The following is a 25157-nucleotide window of genomic DNA, read 5'->3' as shown; positions in this document are numbered from 1 at the left end:
GGCATTCCAACTAGGGTGGCACCACGGGTATAACTCTCGTCCCTACTATACATGTATAGTAGGGGCGGGAGTTTTTTTATTTCATGTTTTAATGAAGAAAGACATTAAGGAGGCCTGTAACATGGCATATCACATTCCAAGAGGCACACAGGACATACTGCCGGGTGAATCAGACAGATGGCAGTTCGTCGAACAAATTATGAGAGAGACGTGCCGCACTTATCAATATAAAGAAATCCGCACGCCGATCTTCGAACATACGGAATTATTCGCAAGAGGCGTCGGTGAGTCTACAGATATCGTACAGAAAGAAATGTACACTTTTGAAGACCGTAAAGGGAGAAGCCTGACGCTTCGGCCGGAAGGAACGGCCGCTGCAGTCCGCGCGTTCAATGAAAATAAATTATTTGCAAATCCGGTGCAGCCGACGAAGCTGTATTATGTCGGACCGATGTTCCGTTACGAACGTCCGCAGACGGGACGCTTCCGTCAATTCTATCAATTCGGAATTGAAGCGATCGGCTCCAAAGATCCGGCCGTGGATGCAGAAGTCATCGCGCTTGCAATGAGTATTTACCGTAAAGCCGGTTTGAAAAATGTCAAGCTTGTTCTGAACAGCCTGGGCGACCAGGACAGCCGCAAAGCCTACCGGGAAGCGCTCGTCAAACATTTTGAACCGCGTATCGGAGAATTTTGCTCAGACTGCCAGTCGCGGCTGCACACAAACCCGCTCAGAATTCTTGATTGCAAAAAAGACAGAGAGCATGAGCTGATGAAAACGGCTCCGTCAATTCTTGATTACTTAAATGAAGAATCAGCCGCATATTTCCAAAAGGTGCAGCAGTACATCACGGCGCTCGGCATTCCGTTTGAAATTGATCCGAACCTTGTGAGAGGGCTTGATTACTACAACCATACCGCTTTTGAAATCATGAGCAATGCGGAAGGCTTCGGAGCGATTACAACCCTTGCCGGAGGCGGCCGCTATGACGGGCTTGTCGAACAGATCGGCGGACCGGAAGCGCCGGGTATCGGATTTGCGATGAGCATCGAACGTCTGCTGGCAGCCATTGACGCTGAGAAAACAGAGCTTCCTGTCAATCAGGGGATTGACTGCTACATCGTGACGCTCGGAGAAAAAGCGAAGGATTATTCCGTTTCTCTCGTGTACAAACTGAGAGAAGCTGGCATCTCAAGTGAAATCGATTATGAAAACAAAAAAATGAAGGGCCAATTCAAAACGGCTGACCGTCTCGGCGCACGCTTTATTGCGATTTTAGGGGAAGATGAACTCGCCCAAAATAAAATCAATGTAAAAGATGCGGAAACAGGAGAGCAGCGTGAAGTGGTGTTAGACGAGCTGATACAAGTGTTAAAGGCAGATCAAAAGCAGTGAAGGAGAGGAACGCTATGTTTGGAAGAACCTATTATTGTGGCGAAATAACTGAAAAAGCGATTGGCGAAACCGTCAAACTGAAAGGATGGGTGCAGAAACGGCGCGATCTCGGCGGCTTGATTTTTATTGATTTGCGCGACCGTTCGGGTATTGTGCAAGTCGTGTTCAATCCTGACGTCTCGAAAGAAGCCCTTGCCGCGGCAGAAGCAATCAGAAATGAATATGTGCTTGATATTGAAGGCACGGTTTCTGCCCGTGAAGAAGGCACGGTGAATCCCAACCTGAAAACCGGTAAAATTGAAATCAAAGCTGAAGCAGTGACGGTGCTCAGCACGGCGAAAACGCCGCCGTTTCCGATCAGTGACCAAGCGGCTGACGTTTCTGAAGACGTCCGGTTAAAACACCGCTATTTGGATTTGCGCCGCCCGGCGATGTTTCAAACATTGCAAATGCGCCATCAAGTCACAAAATCCATCCGCCATTTCTTGGATGAAAACGGATTTCTTGATATTGAAACACCGATTTTAACGAAAAGCTCTCCGGAAGGCGCCCGTGATTACTTAGTGCCGAGCCGGGTGCATGAAGGGGAATTTTACGCTCTTCCGCAATCGCCGCAGATTTTTAAACAGCTTCTGATGGTGTCGGGCTTTGAACGGTATTATCAAGTGGCCCGCTGTTTCCGCGATGAAGACCTGCGTGCCGACCGCCAGCCGGAATTTACGCAGATCGATATCGAAATGTCCTTTATGAGTCAAGAAGACATCATGGCTCTGGCCGAAAAGATGATGGCGAAAGTCATGCTCGAAACAAAAGGCGTCGAAGTATCGCTGCCGCTTCCGCGAATGACATATGAAGAAGCGATGAACAGCTACGGCTCCGACAAGCCTGACACACGCTTCGGCATGCTGCTGACGGACGTATCAGACATTGTGAAAGATACTGAGTTTAAAGTGTTCTCATCAGCCGTTGCCAACGGCGGTGTTGTAAAAGCGATCAATGTCAAAGGCGCTGCCGGCGACTACTCCAGAAAAGATATTGATGCGCTCGGCGTTTTTGCCGGAAATTACGGCGCGAAAGGTCTCGCTTGGGTCAAAGTTGAAGCTGACGGCGTAAAAGGTCCGATCGCGAAATTCTTTGATAATGAGAAGCAGGCAAAACTGGCAGAAGTGCTTGATGCTTCTGAAGGCGACCTGCTCCTGTTCGGCGCTGATAAGTTTGAGGTTGTGGCCCAATCCCTCGGCGCGCTTCGCTTAAAGCTCGGTAAAGAACGCGGCCTGATTGACGAAAGCCTCTTCAACTTCCTGTGGGTTGTGGACTGGCCGTTACTGGAGCATGACGAGGAAGAAGGCCGTTTCTATGCGGCTCACCATCCGTTTACAATGCCTGTCCGTGAAGATCTTGACCTGATTGAAACGGCGCCTGAGGATATGAAAGCGCAGGCTTACGACCTTGTCTTAAACGGCTATGAACTCGGCGGAGGCTCAATCCGTATTTTTGAGAAAGACGTTCAGGAAAAAATGTTCGGGCTTCTCGGCTTTACAAAAGAAGAAGCGGAGGAGGAGTTTGGATACCTTCTCGAAGCTTTTGAATACGGCGCTCCTCCGCACGGCGGAATTGCGCTCGGCTTAGACCGTTTGGTTATGCTTCTTGCGGGCCGCACAAACTTAAGAGATACGATCGCTTTCCCGAAAACGGCAAGCGCAAGCTGTCTTCTTACGGAAGCGCCCGGCGAAGTGAGCGACGCCCAGCTTGAAGAACTTCACCTTTCTGTCAAAAGAAAAGTGAAACAGTAAAGATCAGCAGTTTGTTTCTTGAAAATCAAAAACTGCTGTGATATGATTTTGACAAGTTAAATAAAGTCCTGATGTGTTAGTTGTACACCTAGTTTTGACCGAACATTTTTTTGATTTGGGAGCCCGTATTTTTAAATGGCGTACATGCCTCTTTTCATTCGGTAAAGGGGACTTACAAAGTTTAAAAAAGGGCACCCACCTGCTGAGAGCGGGTTCAAAACGAAGGAAAGCTGCAACGGCACAATTGGGACTTTATTTTTTGTGCGTTAAAACCAGCGGCTTTTTGACAAGCCGAGTTTATAAAACCAGAATGTGGAGTGAGGTTCTTGTTACATCAGTTTTCCAGAAATGAGCTAGCGATTGGAAAAGAAGGGCTGGACACGTTAAAAAACAGCACGGTGGCCGTTCTCGGCGTCGGCGGAGTCGGTTCATTCGCAGCCGAAGCATTGGCGAGGTCCGGAGTGGGACGGATCGTGCTTGTCGATAAAGATGATGTTGACATTACAAACGTAAACCGCCAGCTGCATGCTCTCTTGTCAACGGTGGGGCAGCCGAAAACGAACTTGATGAAAGCGCGGATCGCAGATATAAATCCGGATTGTGACGTCGTCGCCTTGAAAATGTTTTATACGGAAGAGACGTATGAGCAGTTCTTTGAGTATCCGCTCGATTACGTCATTGACGCGTCGGATACGATACATTATAAAATTCATCTGATGAAAGAATGTCTGAAACGGAATGTGCCGCTGATTTCAAGCATGGGAGCGGCGAATAAAACAGACCCGACACGCTTTCAGATTGCTGATATTTCAAAAACCCATACTGATCCGATTGCCAAAGTCGTCCGTACTAGGCTTCGCAAAGAGGGCATTAAAAAAGGCGTTCAGGTCATTTTTTCTGATGAAAGCCCGATCGTCATCCGTGAAGATGTCAGAAAAGAAGTCGGGAATGACGAAGCGAAAATCCGCAAAGCGCAAATGCCGCCGTCTTCCAACGCCTGGGTTCCGTCAGTGGCCGGTCTGATTATGGGCGGACATGTCATTATGGAGCTCTTAAAGGATATTGACATTAAACGGGTCAAAGATAAATAAAAAGAAAAACAGCCTTCTTCAGGAAAGGCTGTTTTTTATTTGAATAAAGCCGCCGTTCACACGAATGGCCGGCCGGTATAAAAAAAAGACAAGAACACATTGGGTGTCCTTGTCCGATTATTTTTTCTGTTTCAGCAGTTTTTCATACACTTGCTTTATGGCGGCTTCAAATTTCCCCGTTTGTTTCGGTTTATAGTATTGTTTGTTTTTTAACGGTTCAGGCAAATATTGCTGTTCGACCCATCCGTTTTCGAAATCGTGAGGATATTGATAGCCGATTCCGCGTCCGAGCTCTTGGGCTCCTTTATAGTGGGCGTCTTTTAAATGTTTCGGCACATCGCCGATTTTACCCGATCTGATATCTTTGAGCGCTTCATCAACGGCTGAGATGGCGGAGTTTGATTTTGGCGAAAGGCATAATTCGATTACCGCATTCGCCAGCGGAATTCTCGCTTCGGGAAAGCCGATCCGCTCTGCGGTCTGAATCGCGCTCAGCACCCGGGGGCCTGCCTGCGGGCTTGCAAGGCCGATATCTTCATAGGCGATTACGAGAAGTCTTCTTGAAATGCTTTCAAGATCGCCGGCTTCGATCAGTCGGGCTAAATAATGAAGTGCGGCGTTTGCGTCTGAGCCGCGGATTGATTTTTGGAATGCGGATAAGACGTCATAATGCGCATCTCCGTCTTTATCATGGGTATAGCTTTTTTTCTGCAGACATTCTTCCGCTGTTTCCCGCGTAATGCGGATCGTGCCGTCACTTGATTCCTTTGTGGAAAGCACGGCAAGCTCCAGTGCGTTCAAAGCGGAACGGACGTCTCCTCCACACCCTTGCGCGAAATGATCCATCGCTTCGTCGTCCACCGAAACGCTGTAGGAACCGAGTCCCCGGTGTTCATCTGTGAGCGCTCTTCTCAATGCCTGCTTGATCAGATCCGGTGTTAACGGTTCGAGTTCGAATATCTGGGTACGGCTTCTGATGGCCGGGTTAATGGCATGATAAGGATTGGCGGTCGTCGCGCCGATTAAAATAATCATGCCGTTTTCTAAATAGGGCAGGAGAAAATCCTGCTTCCCCTTATCAAGCCTGTGCACTTCATCAAGTATTAAGATGACCTGACCTGACATTTTCGCTTCCTGTACGACAATTTCCATGTCTTTTTTATTATGAATGACGGCATTCAATTTTCTGAATGCGATGCTTGTCGATCCTGCGATCGCTGTGGCGATGGACGTTTTTCCGATGCCTGGCGGTCCGTACAGGATCATGGATGATAGGTGCTTTGCGCGCACCATTCTGCCGATGATTTTATCTTCTTTGACCAAATGTTCCTGGCCGATAATGTCTTCGATATTGGCAGGCCGCATCCGATACGCCAATGGTTTCATGAACATCTCTCCTTACATATACAGGGTAACGGAAAACGGCCGATTAGAAAAGCGAATTGCGGCGGGCCCCGTGTTTCAATGAAAATTAGGATAAGTTATGTTATAATAACAGTTGGTCTATAAGATACTAAACTGATTATTCATATCCATTTACTTGTATAAATTAACAATTAGAATTGACTGGGGTGTTCATATTGAAAATATCGACAAAGGGAAGATACGGGCTCACCATTATGATTGAATTGGCGAAAAAGCACGGAGAAGGTCCGACGTCGCTCAAAAGCATCGCCCAAACAAACAGCCTCTCTGAGCATTACTTGGAACAGCTTGTATCACCGCTCAGAAACGCGGGACTCGTAAAAAGCATCAGAGGCGCTTACGGCGGTTATGTGCTCGGCGGCCAGCCTGAAGAGATAACGGCCGGAGATATTATCAGAGTGCTGGAAGGGCCGATCAGCCCGGTAGAAGTGCTTGAGGATGAAGAGCCTGCCAAGCGGGAGTTATGGATCCGCATCCGCGACGCCGTAAAAGACGTGCTGGACAGTACGACGTTAGAAGACCTTGCGAGCTACACGGACGGCGAGCAGGAAGCTTATATGTTCTATATTTAAACCAGAGGTGTAAAGACAATGGAACGGATTTATTTAGATCACGCCGCGACTTCCCCGATGGATGAGCGTGTGCTCGAAAAAATGAAGCCTCATTTCTTCGGCAGCTTCGGCAATCCGTCAAGCATTCATTTATTCGGAAGAGAGTCCCGGAAATGGGTCGACGAAGCGAGAGCGGACATCGCGCGTGAAATCAGTGCGAAAGAACAGGAAATCATTTTCACAAGCGGCGGCACGGAGGCTGATAATTTAGCGATTCTCGGCACGGCTGCCGCCCGGAAGAATGAAGGGAAACACATTATCACGACCGCTATTGAGCATCATGCCGTATTACACGCCTGCGAAAAGCTGGAAGAAGACGGTTTTGAGGTGACATACCTCATCCCGGGCCCTTCAGGACGGATCAGTGCAAATCAGGTGAAAGAAGCGCTCCGTGATGATACAATCCTTGTTACCGTCATGTATGGCAATAACGAAGTCGGAACCATTCAGCCGATTGACGAAATCGGAGAGCTGTTAAGCGGGCATCAGGCCTATTTTCACACAGATGCCGTCCAGGCATTCGGTTATATACCGATCGATGTGAAAAAAAGCAGAATTGACATGCTGTCTGTTTCCGGTCACAAGCTTAACGGGCCAAAAGGGACAGGCTTTTTATATGTAAATCAAGAGGTGAAGCTGTCACCGATTCTTCTCGGGGGCGAGCAGGAACGAAAGCGGCGCGCGGGTACGGAAAATGTACCGGGCATTGCCGGCTTAAAGGAAGCGGTCGTTCTTTCAAACCGTGAGCGGGAAGAGAAAACAGCGATGTTTAAGGAGTTTAAAAACATCATCATGAGCACGCTGGAAAAAGCCGGCGTCACAGCGGAGGTGAACGGAGATGCCGAGAACTGCCTGCCGCATATTTTAAACCTTTACTTTCCCGGTGTGCCGGTGGAATCGCTGCTGGTCAATCTTGATATGGAAGGCATTGCCGTCTCAAGCGGATCTGCGTGTACGGCGGGGTCCGTTCTTCCGTCTCATGTTCTTACGGCCATGTTCGGAAGTGAGAGCGGCAGGCTGACCTCGTCAATCCGCCTCAGCTTCGGCCTCGGCAATACGGCGGAACAAATCGAAACAGCCGCCGAAAAGCTTGCCGCCGTCGTCAAACGGCTTGCTTAAAACGGCGGACTTACGTTTTTAATGGAGTGAATGCAAATGGAAAAACGGCCGGAGGATACAAGAGTCGTAGTCGGCATGTCCGGCGGCGTGGACTCTTCCGTGGCGGCCCTTCTGCTGAAGGAGCAGGGCTACGATGTAATCGGAATCTTTATGAAAAACTGGGATGATACGGACGAAAACGGATTTTGCACGGCGACGGAAGATTATGAAGACGTCATCCGGGTCTGCAACCAGATCGGAATCCCGTATTATGCCGTCAATTTTGAAAAGCAATACTGGGAAAAGGTATTTCAATATTTCCTTGATGAATATAAAGCCGGAAGAACTCCAAATCCGGATGTCATGTGCAATAAAGAAATTAAGTTTAAGGCTTTCTTGGATCATGCTTTATCACTCGGCGCGGATTACCTCGCGACAGGCCATTACGCCCGCGTGGACCGAAGCGGAGATACAGTGCGCATGCTTCGCGGCCTGGATGAAAACAAGGATCAGACTTATTTTCTGAATCAGCTCAATCAGGAACAGCTCAGTAAAGTCATGTTCCCGATCGGTGATCTGCAAAAAAGCCGCGTGCGGGAAATTGCCAAAGAAGCAGAACTTGCGACAGCGGCGAAAAAAGACAGCACGGGAATCTGCTTTATCGGCGAACGCAACTTCAAAACGTTTCTCAGCCAATATCTCCCTGCTCAGCCGGGCGATATGATGACAATGGACGGGGAAGTAAAAGGCCGTCATGACGGACTGATGTATTATACGATCGGACAGCGCCACGGTCTTGGAATCGGCGGAAGCGGCGAGCCGTGGTTCGCCGTCGGTAAAGATCTTGAAAAAAACATTCTGTATGTTGATCAGGGATTCCATAACCCGCTTCTGTATTCTGATAAAATTACGGCGACAAATATCAGCTGGACGCGTCCGGGTTTGATGGACGGCGGCGAAATGACATGCACGGCGAAATTCCGCTACCGTCAGGAAGATCACAAAGTTACGGTGAAAATGACGGGTGCTGACGAAGCGGAAATCATTTTTGACGGGCAGGTCCGTGCTGTAACGCCGGGACAAGCCGTCGTTTTTTATGACGGAGAAGAGTGCCTCGGCGGCGGAACGATTGATGACGTTTATAAAGACGGAACAAAATTGTGGTACGTATAACACATGTAAAAAACCTCAACTCGCATGTTGAGGTTTTTTAGCGAAAGGAAGTTAAAAATGGATTATAATAAAATCGGAATCGACGCCATGCAGGAGGGCGATTTTGAAAAAGCGGCAGAGGCTTTTACGAAAGCGATTGAGGAAAACGGCCAAGATCCGGTGCCGTATATCAACTTTGCGAACCTGCTTTCTTCTGTAAACGAACTCGAACGCGCGCTTGCTTTTTACAACAGAGCGCTTGAATTGGACAATTCAGCGGCAGCCGCTTATTACGGAGCGGGAAACGTATATGTGATGAAGGAATCGTTTTCTGAAGCGAAGGATATGTTTGAAAAAGCGCTTCGCTCCGGTATGGAAAACGGAGACTTGTTTTATATGCTGGGAACCGTTCTCGTTAAATTAGAGCAGCCGAAGCTTGCGCTGCCGTATTTACAGCGGGCCGTTGAATTGAACGAAAACGATACGGAAGCGCGGTTCCAGTTCGGAATGTGTCTCGCAAACGAAGACATGCTGGATGAGGCATTGGCGCAGTTTGAGACGGTGATCGAGCAAGATCCAAGCCATGCGGACGCATTTTATAATGCCGGCGTCGCTTACGCCTACAAAGAAAATCGTGAAAAGGCGCTTGAGATGCTTGAAGGCGCAATCGGCATACAGCCTGATCATATGCTTGCGCTTCATGCGAAACAGCTTATCACCCAATCATAACGGAAGGAGGGAAGGCTCGTGGATCAGCTGAAAATCGAGGAACAACCGTATGTAAAAGGCGTCATTCATACGGTCATTTACCACAATGACACCAACCTGTATACAGTGCTGAAAGTCAAGGTTGCAGAAACGTCTGAGGCGATCGAAGACAAGGTCGTATCCGTAACGGGCTACTTCCCTCTGCTGCAAGAAGATGAGACTTACACATTTTACGGAAAAACCGCCACACACCCCAAGTTCGGCCTGCAATTCCAGGCTGAACACTTTAAAAAAGAAATTCCGACCACAAAAGAAGGGATTATTCACTATTTATCAAGCGATCTGTTTGAAGGAATCGGAAAAAAAACGGCGGAAGAAATCGTCAAAAAGCTTGGAGACGGCGCGCTGAATAAAATTCTGGCTGATGCGTCGGTGCTTTACGATGTGCCGAAAATGTCCAAAAAGAAAGCGGATAAGCTTGCCGGAGAGCTGCAGCGGCATCAGGGGCTGGAGCAGATTATGATTTCTCTTAACCAATATGGTTTCGGACCTCAGCTTTCCATGAAAATTTATCAGGCTTACGAAACGGAAACCCTTGAGAAAATTCAGGAGAATCCTTATCAGCTTGTAAAGGACGTGGAAGGCATCGGCTTTGTAAAAGCCGACGAGCTGGGCGAAAAAATGGGTCTGTCAGGGAACCATCCCGAGCGGATCAAAGCGGCGATCTTATATACGATTGAATCGACCTGCCTTTCAGAAGGTCATACGTACATAGACACAAAGCAGCTGATTATCAATACGCAAACGCTTCTGAATCAGTCAGCTGACGGAGGCCGGGTCACGGAAATGGATGCGGCTGACGGCATCATCGCCCTCGGAGAGAGTAAGGACATCGTCATAGAAGGAGACCGCTGCTATTTTCCGTCTTTGTTTTACGCGGAACAAAATGTCGCAAAACGCGTGCTCGACATTGCGGCTCAGACGGAGTATGCCGATCAATTTCCTGAATCGGAATTTCTGCTTGCGCTCGGCGAACTGGAAGAACGGATGAAAGTTCAATACGCTCCGAGTCAAAAGGATGCCATTCAAAAAGCGCTGTCTTCGCCGATGCTTTTACTGACCGGAGGACCGGGTACGGGAAAAACGACCGTTATCAAAGGAATCGTGGAATTATACAGTGAACTCCACGGCGTATCGCTTGATCCCGGTGATTATAAAAAAGACGAGGCGTTTCCGGTGCTGCTTGCCGCGCCGACCGGAAGAGCCGCAAAACGGATGAGCGAATCTACGGGTCTGCCTGCTGTTACGATTCACAGGCTGCTCGGCTGGAATGGCGCTGAAGGCTTTACCTACAATGAAGATCAGCCGATTGAAGGGAAACTGATCATTATAGACGAAGCGAGTATGCTCGATATTTGGCTCGCCAGCCATTTGTTTAAGGCGCTCCCTAAGCACATCCAGCTCATCGTCGTGGGTGATGAAGACCAGCTTCCTTCCGTGGGGCCGGGGCAGGTGCTGAGAGACCTTTTGGCTTCTGAGGTGCTGCCGACCGTGCGTCTGACAGATATTTACCGTCAGGCGGAAGGGTCATCCATCGTCGAACTTGCCCATGATATGAAAAAAGGGCTGCTTCCAAAAGGACTGACCGCGCCGACAAAAGACCGCTCATTTATCCGCTGTAATTCTGCACAGATTAAAGAAGTCGTCGATCAAGTCGTTTCAAACGCGTTAAAGAAGGGATATACCTCCAGAGATATTCAAGTGCTTGCGCCGATGTACAGGGGAAAAGCGGGAATTAACGAGCTGAATATGCTTCTTCAAGACATCATGAATCCGCCGAAAGAAAAAAGGCGGGAGCTGAAATTCGGAGATGTCGTCTACAGGACGGGCGATAAAATATTGCAGCTTGTCAACCAGCCGGAAAACAATGTGTTTAACGGTGATATCGGCGAAATCGTGTCCATTTTTTATGCCAAAGAAAATACGGAAAAAGAAGACATGGTCGTCGTCTCGTTTGACGGCAATGAAATCACCTTTACGAAAAAGGATTTCAGCCAGTTTACCCATGCTTACTGCTGTTCCATCCACAAGTCTCAGGGAAGTGAATTTCCGATTGTCGTCCTGCCTGTTGTCAAAGGCTACTATCGAATGCTTAGGAGAAATCTCCTTTATACCGCCATTACAAGGGCCAAGAAATTTCTGATCCTTTGCGGAGAAGAAGAAGCGCTTGAATGGGGCGTCAAAAACAATGATGCCACCGTCAGACAGACGTCGCTTAAAAACAGGCTCACAGAGCAGACTGAAGAGATGGATGCAGAACTGGCCGCTCTGCAAAAAGAACTGCCGTTCAGTGTATATGATGCGAATATCGGAATGGAAGGCATTACGCCGTTTGACTTTATGGAAGAAAAAGCGTAAATAAAACCCGGCACATACGCCGGGTTTTATTGTGGAAGTCATTTCAAAGTATGGCGCCCGGCTTCTCGGCAAAACCTATACGTGTTCAACAAAAGGTGGTTGATCACACTTTGAGAACATGCCATGCAGCTGAAGGACGAACAGTTTATGACGAACACAACCGGCGCAGCCTCGGGATGATTTCGGATGTGTGTTTCTCTCTTGACGGCCGGTTTCTCGGTTTTGTGCTGGAGCAGAAACGCCTGTTTCACAACCGCCATCTTTTTTTAGAAGCCAGTGATATAAAAGAGATGGATCAAGAAGCCGTAGCTGCCGCCGAAGCTCATTTGCAGCCTTTGCCGAAGAGCTGTTTCACCTTTGAACAGATTAAGATGCAGCCGGTGAAATCGCCTGATGGTGAAATGTTCGGTTTGCTGGAAGATGTATACTTTTGTTTGGACAAGGGCATAATCGTAGCATATGAACTTACGGACGGTTTCTTTTCAGATCTGGCAGGCAGACGCCAAGTGCGCCGGGCCGCCGATACGCTTATTGAAGCGGGGAAAGACGGTATCGTCCTGAACGGATAAGAGGTGTAGTCTGTGCTTGTATGTCCGAACTGCAAAAGTAAAGATATCGGCAAAATCGGCGTAAACCAATACTATTGCTGGGGCTGCTTCATAGAGCTGACGGTGGCCAAAGGCAAAATTGCGACACATCAAGTAGAGGAAGACGGCACGTTAAGCAGTCTTGATGATTTGTTTTCTGAAGACGAACGCAGTATCAATTTTTAATGTTGAAAGGAGATACGCGCGATGGGCAGAACAATGACCTCTCTATTGGCTTTAGGAGCAGGAGCCGTTATGTATCGTATGGCTTCTCAGTCCGATATGCTGAATAAAAAAGGTATGAAACGGATGAGAAGACGAGTCATGAAAATGTTTTAAGTGAAAAAGGATACTTCTTCGGAAGTATCCTTTTTACGTTTGTCTCGCTTCCAGCCGTCTGGCTGCAAGAGACAGACTGTAATTGACCGCGAAATACATCAGGGCCGCCAGCAGAAAGATCGGAAAAAAATACCCTCCGTCAGCACTTTGTCCGTTTAAAATCTGCGCGTTATGAATCAGTTCGGGCAGAGCGATTACGACCGCAAGTGACGTATCCTTTAATAAAGAAATAAACTGGCTCACAATCGGAGGGACCATACGCCTGAGCGCCTGCGGCATCACGACGAGAAAAAGAGTCTGCGTATATGTCAGCCCTGAAGACCGCGCCGCATCAATCTGTCCTTTTTCAACGGATTGCAAACCGCTTCTGATGATTTCTGACAGCATGGCCGATTCAAAAATCGTTAGCGCCGTGATGGCGGCCGCGGTAATTTCCAGTTTAATGCCGATTTCCGGGAGGGCAAAAAACGTAAAGAAAATGATTAATAACAGCGGCAGATTACGGATGGTTTCGACAATGGCGGCTATAACGCCTGAGACGGCGGGGATTTTCGCATAGCGCAAAGTGCCTGCTGCAAGCCCGAAAATAAAACTGAGAATAATGGAAACGAGCGCAACATAAAGTGTGATCAAAAAGCCGTTCCATAAAAACAGCAGATGACCCGGTGTATAGGCGCCGCTAAAATCCATGTTTTTCACTCTCCTTTTTTAATAACTTTTCCCGAGGCGTCTTTCCAAATAGTGAACTCCGATGCTGAGTGGTATAGTTAACATCAAATAAAAAAGCGCGACAAAGATATAGACATCAAACACGACGAGAGTGCTTGAGGAAACGAGATCCGCCTGATACATCAAATCCAGTCCCGCCACGACTCCGAGTATTGATGAGTTTTTGACAAGGTTGAGAAATTGGTTTCCGAGCGGGGGAATCACGATTTTAACGGCCTGAGGGAGAATCACGTATCTCATCGCCTGACTGTAGGTGAAGCCTGACGATCTGGCCGCTTCCATTTGGCCCTTGGAGACAGTCTGAATTCCGGCTCTGATGGCTTCTGCGATAAAAGCGGAAGTATATATCGTCAGCGCAATCGTCCCCGCCTGAAAGCCGTCCAGTCTCAGTCCGGCGTTCGGAAGTCCGAAATAAAATACGAAGGTGATGAGGAGAAGCGGAATGTTCCGGATAAATTCCACATACGCAGTCCCGATCCATTGGATGGGTTTGAAAGCCGTGATTCTCATGACTGCGATCAGAACGCCCAGCGCGAAGCTGCCTGCCAGCGCGATGAAACTCGCAAGCAATGTGTGCAGGAAACCGTCCATGTACATATCGAAGTTTTCCGTTAAAATTGAAAAGTTCATAGCATGTCACTCCTTATAAAACGGGGATGAGCATACCTGCCCACCCCGCGGTCCGTTCTATTTTGCCGGTTCTTCTTTGATCCATTTTTTATAGATTTTGCCGTACCTGCCGTCGGCTTTCATTTTTTTCAAAGAAGCGTTGATTTCCTTGACGAGTCCGGATTGGCCTTTTTTGACGGCGATTCCGTAAGGCTCATCGGTGAATGTGCCGCCTGTCAGCTGATATTGTTTATTTTCATCCGCCATGCCGTATAAAATCGCATTATCAGTTGTGAGCGCATCTCCCTGTCCCGCCTTGAGTGCAGTAAACGCTTCGGCGTAATTTTCAAATTCCAGAACGGAGGCGTCAGGCGCTTTTTCTCTGATGTTTTGTGAGGAAGTGGAGCCTTTTACCGCCAACACTTTTGAACCTTTTTTGAGGTCTTCGGTGCTTTTGATACTGCTTCCTTTTTTGACGAGCAGGGATTGCCCGGCTTCAAAATAAACGTCTGAGAAATCAACTTCTTTTTTCCGCTCATCCGTTATCGTCATTGTGGCCGTGATGGCATCGATATCTCCGTTTTGCAGCATCGGAATTCTCGTTTTCGACGTCACTTCCTTAAACTCCGCTTTTTTCTCATCCCCCAGAATATCTTTTGCGATCTGTTTGGCAATATCAATATCAAAGCCTTCAATATCGCCGGAGCTCGGGTTTTTCAGTCCGAATAATCTTGTATCGGTTTTGACGCCGAAGATAATCTTGTCTCTGTCTTTAATTGAGGCTAACGTGTCTTTTCCCGTACCCTTTGAATCGCCGGACGTTTCTTTCCCTCCGCAGGCGGCCAGCATAAAGACGGCCAGCAGAGATATCAAACCGACAGATAACCATTTTGTTACGCGTGACATAATCGTTCCCCCGTTTCTTTTCAGTGATTTAAAATACGGCTTAAGAATAAACGCGCCCTCTCTTCACGAGGGCTTTCGTAAAACTCAGCCGGTGCAGCTTCTTCCAAGATGGATCCCCCGTCGATAAATACGATGCGGTCCGCCACTTCTTTGGCGAATCCCATTTCATGGGTGACGACTACCATGGTCATGCCTTCTTTTGCGAGTGTTTTCATGACATCCAGCACTTCCCCGATCATTTCCGGATCAAGCGCGGATGTCGGTTCATCAAACAGCATCACCTCGGGCTTCATCGCAAGCCCTCTGGCAATGGCCACACGCTGCTGCTGGCCGCCTGAAAGCTGTGAAGGATAGGCGTCCGCTTTGTCCGGTATGCCGACTTTTTTCAAATAATATAAGGCCGTTTCTTTTGCTTCTTCTTTTGATTGCTTGAGCACTTTGATCGGTGCGAGCATGATGTTTTGCAGAACGGTTTTGTGCGGGTACAGATGAAAATGCTGAAACACCATACCGATGTTGCGGCGGACTTTATTCATATCCGTTTTCTTGTCATGGATGGCGGCGCCATTTACCGTCAACGCGCCTTCATCAACTGTTTCCAGCTGATTGATGCAGCGGAGAAGCGTGCTTTTTCCCGATCCTGAAGGTCCGATGATAACGACGACTTCCCCTTTTTTAATGTGCAGATTAATGTTCTTCAGCACGTGAAAATGTCCGTAGTGCTTATTTACATCCTGAAATGAGATCATGGCAATCCTCCTAAGAAAAACATGTCATATAGACTAATAAGTTTTCGAATTAACTTCATGCTATGATAATTATTCAGATTTTTATGATTTATATTCAAACTTTTTTGAAATTTCAGATAATTATTCCGTCAAGAGATCTGCGTCATAAGGCGGACTTTATGAAACGGGAATAATTCCGGCTTTCTGTCAAAAGATAAAGCAAGAGGTGAAACGTCATGCTTCAAAAACCGCTGCAGCTCTTAATGTGGACGGCTGTATGTCTGCTCGTTTTGTTAACAGTGTATGTCTTTTGTATGCTCGATATGTTATGGGCACCCATATGGCTTGTTATGAAATCTCTCTTTATTCCTATATTCATCGCAGTATTTATTGCTTATCTTTTACTTCCGATTACTGAATGGCTTCATGGGAAAGGGATGCCTAGAACTTTAAGCCTGCTTCTGATTTATTTCCTGTTTTTCGGCGGAATCGGCTGGGGGGTTTATAAAGGAGTTCCTGTTTTAATTGAACAGCTGCAGGATCTGTCTGAGAGCATTCCCGGGCTTGCTGAAAACTACAACAGCATGCTGAGGCATCTGCATAATCACACGGATCATTGGCCTGACGGCATGCACCATCGGATGGACAAAATGATTCAGCAGACAGAAACGTTTCTTGCCGGCACGATTGAAAGCACGATCAGAAGCATCCGTTTCGTGCTTGATTATATCCTGATCGCGGCGACGATTCCTTTTCTCGTGTTCTATATGGTGAAGGATATAGACGTTATGAAAAAGACGGTCTGGTATTTGACGCCGAAATCCTGGAGAAAAAGGGGGAGTGAATTTCTGCGGGATGTGGACGACTCTCTCGGTGATTACATCCGCGGTCAGCTTCTCGTTTGTTTTTTGCTCGGGTTCATAGCCGGCGTTTCATTTTGGCTGTTCGGGCTTCCTTACCCGCTGATTTTGGGCCTTGCCATCGGGATTACGAATGTCATCCCGTATTTCGGTCCGTTTATCGGCGCTGTGCCGGCGCTGCTCCTTTCGCTGGCGATTTCCTCCAAGGCTGTGATCATCGTAATCGTCACGATTTTTATTCTTCAATTTATAGAAGGAAACATTTTGAGCCCGCTCATTGTCGGACGAAGTCTCAGGATGCACCCCGTCGTGATCATGCTTGCGCTTCTTGCCGGAGGGGAGCTCGCGGGCATTCCCGGCATGATTCTCGCTGTTCCGGCGGCAGCCGTTTTAAAAGTGACGGCCATTCACTTTTTGCGGATCAGGACGGAACATTGACATTCGGGTTCTGCTTGTCTATAATTTCGAGTAGAATACATACGAATCTCGAGTGACGGATATGAGTACGCCGAAGCCCTGTTTAAGAGAGAAGCTCCGATACGCTGAAAGGAGCTTCAGCAGAAGATCGGCCGAAGCTAATCCTGAGTGCAGTTAAAGGCTGCCGCAATCCTGCGTTACGGGATGAAAGGTGACAGGCCTTTTTCGGCCTGTAATCAGGGTGGTACCGCGAGACAGCTCTCGTCCCTGTGTGAACGCATGGTTTGCATAGGGAGAGAGCTTTTTTGCTGTCGCAAAAGAGAATTTCGGGTAGTGATAAGGAGGAATATAGATGAAACACTTAACTTCTGCTGAAGTGCGTCAAATGTTTTTAGATTTCTTTAAAGAAAAAGGCCATGCCGTTGAACCGAGCGCCTCATTGGTTCCGCATGAAGATCCGTCTTTATTATGGATCAACAGCGGCGTTGCGACGCTGAAAAAATACTTTGACGGCCGCGTTGTGCCGGAGAATCCGAGAATTGTAAACGCGCAAAAATCAATCCGCACAAATGATATTGAAAATGTGGGGAAAACGGCGCGCCACCACACGTTCTTTGAGATGCTCGGAAATTTTTCCATCGGTGATTATTTTAAAGAAGAAGCCATCACGTGGGCTTGGGAGTTTTTAACGAGCGAAAAGTGGATCGGCTTTGATCCGGAGCTGCTGTCTGTAACGGTTCACCCTGAGGATGAAGAAGCTTATACGCTATGGGCGGAAAAAATCGGCGTTCCGGAAGAAAGAATCATCCGTCTGGAAGGGAACTTCTGGGATATCGGCGAAGGCCCGAGCGGACCGAATACAGAAATTTTCTATGACCGCGGCGAGAAATACGGCAATGATCCGTCAGATTCTGAATTGTATCCGGGCGGCGAAAATGACCGCTATCTTGAAGTGTGGAACCTGGTATTCTCAGAGTTCAACCACAACCCGGACGGCACGTACACACCGCTTCCGAAGAAAAACATTGATACGGGCATGGGGCTTGAACGGATGGTCTCCGTGATTCAGGACGTCCCGACAAACTTTGACACTGATTTGTTTATGCCGATTATTGAAGCAACAGAGCGCATTTCCGGAGATGCTTACGGAAAGGATGCAGTGAAGGATACGGCCTTTAAAGTGATCGCCGATCATATCAGAACGGTCGCATTTGCGGTAAGCGACGGAGCTCTGCCGTCAAATGAAGGGCGCGGGTATGTACTGAGACGCCTCTTGCGCCGGGCGGTGAGATACGCGAAAACCATCGGTATCAGCCGTCCGTTTATGTACGAGCTGGTTCCGACTGTTGCAGGAATTATGGACGCTTTCTATCCGGAGGTGAAAGAAAAGCAAGAGTTTATCGCCAAAGTCATCAAAACGGAGGAAGAGCGCTTCCATGAAACATTAAACGAAGGTCTGGCCATTTTATCCGACGTGATAAAGAAAGAGAAGGAAAAAGGCAGCGGCATCATCTCCGGAAAAGACGTATTCAAACTGTACGATACGTACGGATTCCCGGTTGAATTGACGGAGGAATACGCGGAAGATGAGCAAATGAAGGTTGACCATAAGGGCTTTGAAGCCGAAATGGAAAAACAGCGTGAACGGGCGAGAAATGCGCGCCAAGATGTAGGAAGCATGCAGGTGCAGGGCGGCGCATTGCGCGACATTACCGCAGAAAGCACATTTGTCGGCTACAGTGCCGTAAAAGCTGAAGCGAAGGTGATCGAGCTTCTTCATGACGGGCAATTAATCAGCGAGGCGCAGGAAGGGGATACCGTCCAAATCCTTCTCGACAAAACGCCTTTCTATGCTGAAAGCGGCGGACAGATCGGTGACAGAGGAGTGCTGAGAAGCGAGCAGGCTGTCGTAACCATTAAGGACGTGAAAAAAGCTCCGAACGGTCAGCATGTACACGAAGGCACGGTGGATAGCGGCACGATTCAAAAAGGCGCAAGCGTGACGGCTGAAGTTGAAGATCAAATGAGAAGCGGCGTGGTGAAAAACCATACAGCAACCCACCTTCTGCACCAGGCGCTGAAAGACGTTCTCGGCACACATGTCAACCAAGCGGGTTCACTCGTTACCGAAAATCGTCTGCGTTTTGACTTCTCTCATTTCGGTCAAGTGACAAAAGAAGAACTTGAACGCATTGAAGGAATCGTCAACGAAAAAATCTGGGAGAGCATTCCGGTAGCGATTGATTTGAAACCGATCAATGAAGCGAAAGAAATGGGCGCGATGGCCCTGTTCGGCGAGAAATACGGCGATATCGTCCGCGTCGTACAAGTCGGAGATTACAGCCTTGAGCTTTGCGGCGGATGCCATGTCACGAATACGGCTGAAATCGGTCTGTTTAAAATCGTATCCGAATCAGGGATCGGCGCAGGTACGCGAAGAATCGAAGCCGTAACAGGAAAAGGCGCTTATCAGGAAATGAACAGCCAGCTCAGCCTTCTGCAGCACGCTGCGGACGAGCTGAAATCAAACGTAAAAGACGTACCGAAGCGAATTCAGTCTCTTCAAGCAGAGCTGAAGGAAGCGCAAAGAGAAAATGAATCATTGCTCAGCAAACTTGGCAATGTGGAAGCCGGAGCCATTCTGTCTAAAGTAAAAGACATCGGCGGCGTAAAAGTGCTGGCTGAAAAAGTAAATGCGAAAGACATGAACCACCTTCGCACTATGGTGGATGATCTGAAAGCGAAGCTCGGTTCTGCGGTCATCATTCTCGGCGCCGTGCAAAACGAGAAAGTCAACCTTTCAGCAGGCGTGACGAAAGACCTGATCGAAAAAGGCCTTCACGCCGGCAAAATGGTCAAACAAGCGGCTGAAGTCTGCGGAGGCGGAGGCGGAGGCCGTCCGGACATGGCGCAGGCCGGCGGAAAGCAGCCTGAAAAATTGGAAGAGGCGCTCGCATCTGCGGAAGATTGGATAAAATCCGTTTTATAATCCTTTCAACTAGTGTAGAATGATGATAAGATGAGGACCTCAGGCTGAACTTTGCCTGCGAATTTGGGAAAGAGGTGCAAAACGGTGAGCTCGTTTGATAAAACGATGAAATTTAATTTCTCCGATGATTCTGCTGAAACAAACGTCGAAGAAGTGCTGAATACGGTATATGATGCGCTTCAGGAAAAGGGGTACAATCCTATCAACCAGATTGTCGGATACTTGCTGTCTGGAGATCCTGCATACATTCCTAGGCATCGCGACGCCCGGAACTTAATTCGCAAACTGGAACGTGACGAATTAATCGAGGAATTGGTAAAATCCTATCTAGAACAGCATAAAGAGGCGTAAATACATTCATGAGAATATTGGGACTTGATCTTGGTACGAAAACACTCGGCGTAGCTTTAAGCGATGAAATGGGCTGGACCGCTCAAGGCATTGAGACGATAAAAATAAACGAGGCTGAAGGAGATTACGGTCTGGACCGTTTATCCGAGCTGATGAAAGACTATAATGTAGAGAAGATCGTGCTCGGTTTTCCGAAAAACATGAACGGGACGATCGGTCCGAGAGGCGAAGCCAGCCAAACATTTGCGAAACTGCTTGAAACAGCGTACAATGTCCCTGTTGTGCTGTGGGACGAGCGTCTGACGACGATGGCGGCTGAAAAAATGCTGATCGCGGCTGACGTCAGCAGGCAAAAACGAAAAAAAGTCATTGATAAAATGGCGGCTGTCATGATCCTTCAAGGATATCTGGACAGTTTAAACTAAGAGGTGAAAGAAATGGAACACGGCGAAAAACACATTACAATTGTCGATGATCAAGGCAACGAACAGCTTTGCGAAGTGCTGTTCACATTTGAAAACGACACATTCAACAAATCTTACGTACTTTATTATCCGATTGATGCTCAAGACGATGATGAAATCGAAATTCACGCTTCAAGCTTCGAACCGAACGAAAACGGTGAAGACGGCGAACTGATGCCGATTGAAACTGATGAAGAGTGGGAAATGATCGAAGAAACGCTGAACACGTTTTTAGCGGAAGAAGACGAAGAATAAAATGAACAGAAAAAGCCGGAGCGCATATGTGCTTCGGCTTTTTTTTTGTAATAAATTGCCGAATGCACATGAATCATGTAGTATAAGAGCTGTTGGGAGGAAAATACTTGTATGAATATCAATCAGACTAAAAATTCATTTCCGCGTAAAAACAAAAAAACAACGATAATACTGTCCTCCGTGATTGCTCTGCTTATCATCATTTGCGGTGCTTTTTTCTATGGAAAATCTCTGCTGTCTCCGGTTGACAAAGGCAGCAAAACGGCAGTCAATATTAATATTCCGAGCGGTTCTTCCGTTTCGGCAATCGCTGAAATTCTTGAGGATCAGCATGTCATCAAAAGCAAAAAAGCATTTCAGCTGTATGTGAAGTATAAAGGCGCTTCCGGGTTTCAGGCGGGATTTTACCACCTGAATAAAGGAATGGATGCGGATGCGATTATCAAAAAACTGACCGCGGGATCAACGGGATATGCCTTTCAGATCTCCGTTCCTGAAGGAAAACAGCTTACACAGATTGCGGATGCGATCGCAAAAGAAACATCATATTCAAAAGAAGAGATTATGGCGAAACTGGATGACAAAACATTCATCGGCAAACTGAAAAAACAGTTTCCTGATACGATAACGGACGCACTTTCAAACAAGAAGCTCAAGCATCCGCTCGAAGGCTATCTGTATCCGGCCACATATCCGTTTAATGATCCGGATGCATCGCTTGACACGATTTTGACGGCAATGGTTCAGGAAACAAACACCCGTATCGAAACGTATAAATCTGAACTGGAAAAAAAGAAACTTTCCGTCCATAACGCTCTGACGATGGCATCGCTTATTGAAGAAGAAGCCACCGCCAAAGCCGACCGTCACAAAATCGCCAGCGTTTTTTACAACAGGCTTGCAGAAAAAATGCCGCTGCAGACTGACCCGACGGTATTATATGCGGCCGGCAGGCATAAAAGCCGGGTCTACTACAAAGACCTGAAAATTGATTCTCCGTTTAATACGTATAAACATAAGGGGCTGCCGCCGGGACCGATTGCAAATGCCGGCGATTCATCATGGGAAGCGGCTCTCCGCCCTGACAAAACGGATTATCTCTATTTCCTTGCAAAATCAAACGGCGAGGTCGTTTTCACCAAAACATTAAAAGACCATAATAAAGCGAAGGAAAAGTATATTTCCAAAAAAGACAGCGAATAAAAGGAGGGCAAAAGCTCTCCTTTTATTCCATTCTGAAAGGTTTTATGATAAAATATATCGGGTTGTTTACTTATGGATAAAGAAGTGTCTTAAGAGAGTGTCCCCGCGGATTCGTCAGGGGCACTCCTTTTTAGAACGGAGGCTGTTTGCCGTGAATGATCGGTATGAACAAATAAACGAGTATATAAACGCGATGCTGAAGCCTCGGCCTGATAAAGTGAAAAAGCTTGAAGCCTATGCAAAAGAGCACCATGTTCCGATTATGGAAGAAGCGGGCATTGAAGTGCTGCTTCAAATGCTGTCGATTCAACAGGCGAAAAACATTTTGGAAATCGGCGCGGCAATCGGATATTCCGCCATACGGATGGCGCTTGAGCTTCCGGATGCGAATATTTACACGATTGAACGGGACGACAAACGCTATGAAGAAGCTGTGAACAATATAAAAGACTTTGAAATGGACAAACGGATTCACGTAATGCACGGGGATGCGCTGGAACTTTCTGAGTCTGTCCGTGTCACGGCTCCTTATGATGCCATTTTTATCGACGCGGCCAAAGGCCAGTACACGAACTTTTTTGAGCTCTATGAACCGATGCTTGCGCCGGATGGAGTCATTTTTACGGACAATGTTCTGTTTAAAGGACTGGTGGCACAAAATCACTCGGACATTGAGCCGAAAAGAAGACGGAAGCTTGTTGAAAAAATTGATCAATATAACCAATGGCTGATGAACCGGCCTGACTATCAAACGGTCATACTGCCGGTCGGAGACGGCATCGCCATCAGTAAAAAGAAGAGGTGAATGATCATGAAAAAACCTGAACTTTTGGTGACTCCGACTTCTGTACAGGATATTCTTCCGCTCATTCAAGCGGGCGCAACGGCCCTGTTAGTCGGAGAACAGAGATACGGCCTGAGACTGGCCGGTGAATTTTCAAGAGAAGATATAAAAGAAGCCGTAAAGACAGCTCATCAGGAAGGCGCGAAAGTGTACGCCGCCGTCAATGCTATTTTTCACAACGAAAAAGTGGACGAGCTGAACGGCTATCTTGCCTTTTTGCAGGAGGCCGGCGTTGATGCGGCTGTTTTCGGTGATCCGGCCGTTTTAATGGCGGCGCGTGAAGCGGCTCCCGATCTCAAACTGCACTGGAGCACGGAAACAACGGGTACCAACTACTATTCCTGCAATTACTGGGGACGCAAAGGCGCACGGCGGGCAGTGCTGGCTAAGGAATTAAATATGGACAGCATCATTGACATAAAAGAGAACGCCGAAGTGGAAATTGAAATTCAAATCCACGGCATGACGTGCATGTTCCAATCGAAGCGTTCACTAGTGGGCCATTACTTCGAATACCAGGGAAAAGTCATGGACATCGAACAGAAGAAAAAAGAAGCGGGAATGTTTCTGCATGACAAGGAACGGGGCAATAAATACCCGATTTTTGAAGATGAAAACGGCACGCACATCATGAGCCCGAACGATGTGTGCATGATTGATGAATTAGAGGACCTGATGGACGCCGGCATCGATTCTTTCAAAATCGACGGAGTTTTGAAGTCTCCTGAATACTTAACTGAAGTGACCCGCATGTACAGAGAAGCAATCGATCTGTGCTTCGAAAGCCGAGAGACATACGAAGAGAAAAAAGAGAGCTGGATAGAGCGGATTGAAAGCATTCAGCCTGTGAACAGAAGCATCGACACAGGATTCTTCTTTAAAGAAACGGTCTATTAAAAAGGAGGGTGCAACGGATGACAGCCGTAAATCAAACCATTTCCAAAGTCGTAAACGGAAAACGCGTCATTACGAAAAAACCTGAACTCCTTGCTCCGGCAGGAAACCTTGAAAAATTAAAAATTGCTGTTCATTACGGAGCGGACGCGGTTTTTATCGGAGGACAGGAATACGGACTCCGCTCAAATGCGGATAACTTCTCAATAGAAGAAATCGCAGAGGGCGTAGAATTTGCCAAAAAATACGGGGCAAAAATATATGTGACAACAAACATTTTCGCCCATAATGAAAATATGGACGGTCTGGAAGAATACTTAAAAGCGTTGGGAGACGCAAAAGTTGCCGGAATTATCGTCGCTGATCCGCTGATTATTGAAACATGCCGGAGAGTGGCCCCGGACGTAGAAATTCACCTCAGCACACAGCAGTCCCTTTCAAACTGGAAAGCGGTGCAGTTCTGGAAAGAAGAAGGGCTTGACCGCGTGGTGCTTGCCCGTGAAACGAGCGGACTGGAAATTAAAGAAATGAAGGAAAAGGTGGATATTGAAATTGAAACCTTTATCCACGGCGCTATGTGTATCGCTTATTCAGGACGATGCGTGCTGAGCAATCACATGACGGCCCGGGATTCCAACCGCGGCGGCTGCTGTCAGTCCTGCCGCTGGGATTATGATCTGTATCAGACAGACGGTGCAAACGCGGTCGCGCTCTATGACGAAGAAGACGCTCCGTTTGCGATGAGCCCGAAAGATTTAAAATTGATTGAATCCATTCCGCAAATGATCGAGATGGGTATCGACAGCCTGAAAATTGAAGGCCGGATGAAATCGATTCATTACGTTGCGACGGTTGTCAGCGTGTATCGCAAAGTCATCGACGCATACTGCGCTGATCCTGAAAACTTTGTCATTCAAAAAGAATGGCTGGATGAGCTGGACAAATGTGCAAACCGGGATACCGCGCCTGCTTTCTTTGAAGGCACGCCCGGGTATGAAGAGCAGATGTTCGGCGAACACGGAAAGAAAACAACATTTGATTTTGCCGGTCTCGTGCTCGCGTATAACGAGGAAACTCAAATGGTGACGCTCCAGCAGCGCAATTTCTTTAAACAAGGTGACGAAGTGGAATTTTTCGGTCCTGAAATCGACAATTTCACATTCACAATCGGCACTATTTGGGACGAAGACGGAAACGAGCTTGATGCTGCCCGCCATCCCCTGCAAATCGTTACATTTAAAGTAGACAAAAAGATTTATCCGAGCAACATGATGAGAAAGGGGAAGTAAT

The 25157-nt window shown here is 47.5% G+C and carries 25 protein-coding genes, 1 other RNA gene and 2 other annotated features (1 of these 28 cut by a window edge); of the genes, 21 read left to right on the top strand and 5 right to left on the bottom strand.

The window, feature by feature from the left end:
* Positions 1-47: a binding site (T-box leader), on the top strand (it extends 198 nt beyond the left edge of the window).
* A gap of 74 nt (positions 48-121) precedes the next feature.
* The 4 genes from hisS (at position 122) to ACW5MY_RS12555 (ending at position 4280) form a co-directional block, all read left to right on the top strand.
* Positions 122-1396, top strand: a complete 1275-nt coding sequence (gene hisS, locus ACW5MY_RS12570; RefSeq protein WP_013353026.1) for a histidine--tRNA ligase — start codon at positions 122-124, stop codon at positions 1394-1396.
* A gap of 14 nt (positions 1397-1410) precedes the next feature.
* Entirely contained in the window at positions 1411-3189 is a 1779-nt protein-coding gene (aspS, locus tag ACW5MY_RS12565; protein WP_289393774.1) for an aspartate--tRNA ligase, read from the top strand.
* Positions 3190-3251: 62 nt separating this feature from the next.
* Positions 3252-3444: non-coding RNA, 6S RNA (gene ssrS, locus ACW5MY_RS12560), on the top strand.
* A 71-nt stretch (positions 3445-3515) separates the two neighbouring features.
* On the top strand, positions 3516-4280 hold the full coding sequence (locus ACW5MY_RS12555) for a tRNA threonylcarbamoyladenosine dehydratase (protein WP_289393773.1): 765 nt from the start codon (positions 3516-3518) through the stop codon (positions 4278-4280).
* A gap of 117 nt (positions 4281-4397) precedes the next feature.
* Here the strand turns inward: ACW5MY_RS12555 and ACW5MY_RS12550 are convergent, their stop codons facing one another.
* Positions 4398-5666, bottom strand: a complete 1269-nt coding sequence (locus tag ACW5MY_RS12550; protein WP_013353023.1) for a replication-associated recombination protein A — start codon at positions 5664-5666, stop codon at positions 4398-4400.
* Between the two features lie 194 nt (positions 5667-5860).
* Between ACW5MY_RS12550 and cymR the strand changes: the two genes are divergently transcribed.
* From cymR to ACW5MY_RS12510, 8 genes are all read left to right on the top strand, one after another.
* Positions 5861-6277, top strand: a complete 417-nt coding sequence (cymR, locus tag ACW5MY_RS12545; RefSeq protein ID WP_013353022.1) for a cysteine metabolism transcriptional regulator CymR — start codon at positions 5861-5863, stop codon at positions 6275-6277.
* Between the two features lie 18 nt (positions 6278-6295).
* Entirely contained in the window at positions 6296-7435 is a 1140-nt protein-coding gene (locus tag ACW5MY_RS12540) for a cysteine desulfurase family protein (RefSeq protein WP_462061614.1), read from the top strand.
* 36 nt (positions 7436-7471) lie between these two features.
* Complete coding sequence (mnmA, locus tag ACW5MY_RS12535) at positions 7472-8587, top strand: tRNA 2-thiouridine(34) synthase MnmA (RefSeq protein ID WP_013353020.1); 1116 nt, start codon at positions 7472-7474, stop codon at positions 8585-8587.
* 87 nt (positions 8588-8674) lie between these two features.
* Entirely contained in the window at positions 8675-9295 is a 621-nt protein-coding gene (locus ACW5MY_RS12530; protein WP_088030693.1) for a tetratricopeptide repeat protein, read from the top strand.
* Positions 9296-9313: 18 nt separating this feature from the next.
* Entirely contained in the window at positions 9314-11692 is a 2379-nt protein-coding gene (gene recD2, locus ACW5MY_RS12525) for an SF1B family DNA helicase RecD2 (RefSeq protein ID WP_013353018.1), read from the top strand.
* Between the two features lie 110 nt (positions 11693-11802).
* Positions 11803-12261, top strand: coding sequence for a PRC-barrel domain-containing protein (locus ACW5MY_RS12520; protein WP_041481661.1), 459 nt, complete (start codon positions 11803-11805; stop codon positions 12259-12261).
* Positions 12262-12273: 12 nt separating this feature from the next.
* A complete protein-coding gene (locus tag ACW5MY_RS12515) occupies positions 12274-12465 on the top strand; it encodes a hypothetical protein (RefSeq protein ID WP_003152738.1) in 192 nt (63 codons plus the stop codon).
* A 21-nt stretch (positions 12466-12486) separates the two neighbouring features.
* The gene (locus ACW5MY_RS12510) at positions 12487-12618 is read left to right on the top strand and encodes a YrzQ family protein (RefSeq protein ID WP_003152741.1); all 132 of its coding nucleotides are present in this window, start codon (positions 12487-12489) and stop codon (positions 12616-12618) included.
* Between the two features lie 33 nt (positions 12619-12651).
* Here ACW5MY_RS12510 and ACW5MY_RS12505 read toward each other — a convergent pair whose 3' ends face one another.
* From ACW5MY_RS12505 to ACW5MY_RS12490, 4 genes are read right to left on the bottom strand one after another with little or no spacing between them, the layout of a single operon-like run.
* The gene (locus ACW5MY_RS12505) at positions 12652-13308 is read right to left on the bottom strand and encodes an amino acid ABC transporter permease (RefSeq protein ID WP_013353016.1); all 657 of its coding nucleotides are present in this window, start codon (positions 13306-13308) and stop codon (positions 12652-12654) included.
* Positions 13309-13326: 18 nt separating this feature from the next.
* Complete coding sequence (locus ACW5MY_RS12500; protein ID WP_061573720.1) at positions 13327-13977, bottom strand: amino acid ABC transporter permease; 651 nt, start codon at positions 13975-13977, stop codon at positions 13327-13329.
* Between the two features lie 57 nt (positions 13978-14034).
* Positions 14035-14862, bottom strand: coding sequence for a transporter substrate-binding domain-containing protein (locus ACW5MY_RS12495; RefSeq protein WP_013353014.1), 828 nt, complete (start codon positions 14860-14862; stop codon positions 14035-14037).
* A 20-nt stretch (positions 14863-14882) separates the two neighbouring features.
* Positions 14883-15611: an amino acid ABC transporter ATP-binding protein gene (locus tag ACW5MY_RS12490; protein ID WP_013353013.1), complete on the bottom strand. Its 729-nt coding sequence runs from the start codon at positions 15609-15611 to the stop codon at positions 14883-14885.
* A gap of 215 nt (positions 15612-15826) precedes the next feature.
* Here ACW5MY_RS12490 and ACW5MY_RS12485 point away from each other — a divergent pair, with 215 nt between their 5' ends.
* From ACW5MY_RS12485 to ACW5MY_RS12445, 9 genes are all read left to right on the top strand, one after another.
* Positions 15827-16888, top strand: coding sequence for an AI-2E family transporter (locus ACW5MY_RS12485; RefSeq protein WP_289393771.1), 1062 nt, complete (start codon positions 15827-15829; stop codon positions 16886-16888).
* 43 nt (positions 16889-16931) lie between these two features.
* Positions 16932-17139: a binding site (T-box leader), on the top strand.
* An 80-nt stretch (positions 17140-17219) separates the two neighbouring features.
* On the top strand, positions 17220-19856 hold the full coding sequence (gene alaS, locus ACW5MY_RS12480) for an alanine--tRNA ligase (protein ID WP_013353011.1): 2637 nt from the start codon (positions 17220-17222) through the stop codon (positions 19854-19856).
* 84 nt (positions 19857-19940) lie between these two features.
* Complete coding sequence (locus tag ACW5MY_RS12475) at positions 19941-20207, top strand: IreB family regulatory phosphoprotein (RefSeq protein WP_012118070.1); 267 nt, start codon at positions 19941-19943, stop codon at positions 20205-20207.
* Between the two features lie 8 nt (positions 20208-20215).
* The gene (gene ruvX, locus ACW5MY_RS12470; protein WP_003152750.1) at positions 20216-20632 is read left to right on the top strand and encodes a Holliday junction resolvase RuvX; all 417 of its coding nucleotides are present in this window, start codon (positions 20216-20218) and stop codon (positions 20630-20632) included.
* A gap of 12 nt (positions 20633-20644) precedes the next feature.
* Complete coding sequence (locus ACW5MY_RS12465; RefSeq protein WP_003152751.1) at positions 20645-20926, top strand: DUF1292 domain-containing protein; 282 nt, start codon at positions 20645-20647, stop codon at positions 20924-20926.
* A gap of 111 nt (positions 20927-21037) precedes the next feature.
* The gene (mltG, locus tag ACW5MY_RS12460) at positions 21038-22129 is read left to right on the top strand and encodes an endolytic transglycosylase MltG (RefSeq protein ID WP_013353010.1); all 1092 of its coding nucleotides are present in this window, start codon (positions 21038-21040) and stop codon (positions 22127-22129) included.
* 151 nt (positions 22130-22280) lie between these two features.
* Positions 22281-22934: an O-methyltransferase gene (locus ACW5MY_RS12455; RefSeq protein WP_013353009.1), complete on the top strand. Its 654-nt coding sequence runs from the start codon at positions 22281-22283 to the stop codon at positions 22932-22934.
* A 6-nt stretch (positions 22935-22940) separates the two neighbouring features.
* Positions 22941-23870: a peptidase U32 family protein gene (locus ACW5MY_RS12450; RefSeq protein WP_003152757.1), complete on the top strand. Its 930-nt coding sequence runs from the start codon at positions 22941-22943 to the stop codon at positions 23868-23870.
* A 17-nt stretch (positions 23871-23887) separates the two neighbouring features.
* The gene (locus tag ACW5MY_RS12445) at positions 23888-25156 is read left to right on the top strand and encodes a peptidase U32 family protein (RefSeq protein WP_003152759.1); all 1269 of its coding nucleotides are present in this window, start codon (positions 23888-23890) and stop codon (positions 25154-25156) included.
* The last annotated feature ends 1 nt before the right edge of the window (position 25157 follow it).

This window comes from Bacillus sp. Bwzl_19, assembly GCF_054900515.1.
This window is presented reverse-complemented; position numbering and strand designations above follow the sequence as displayed.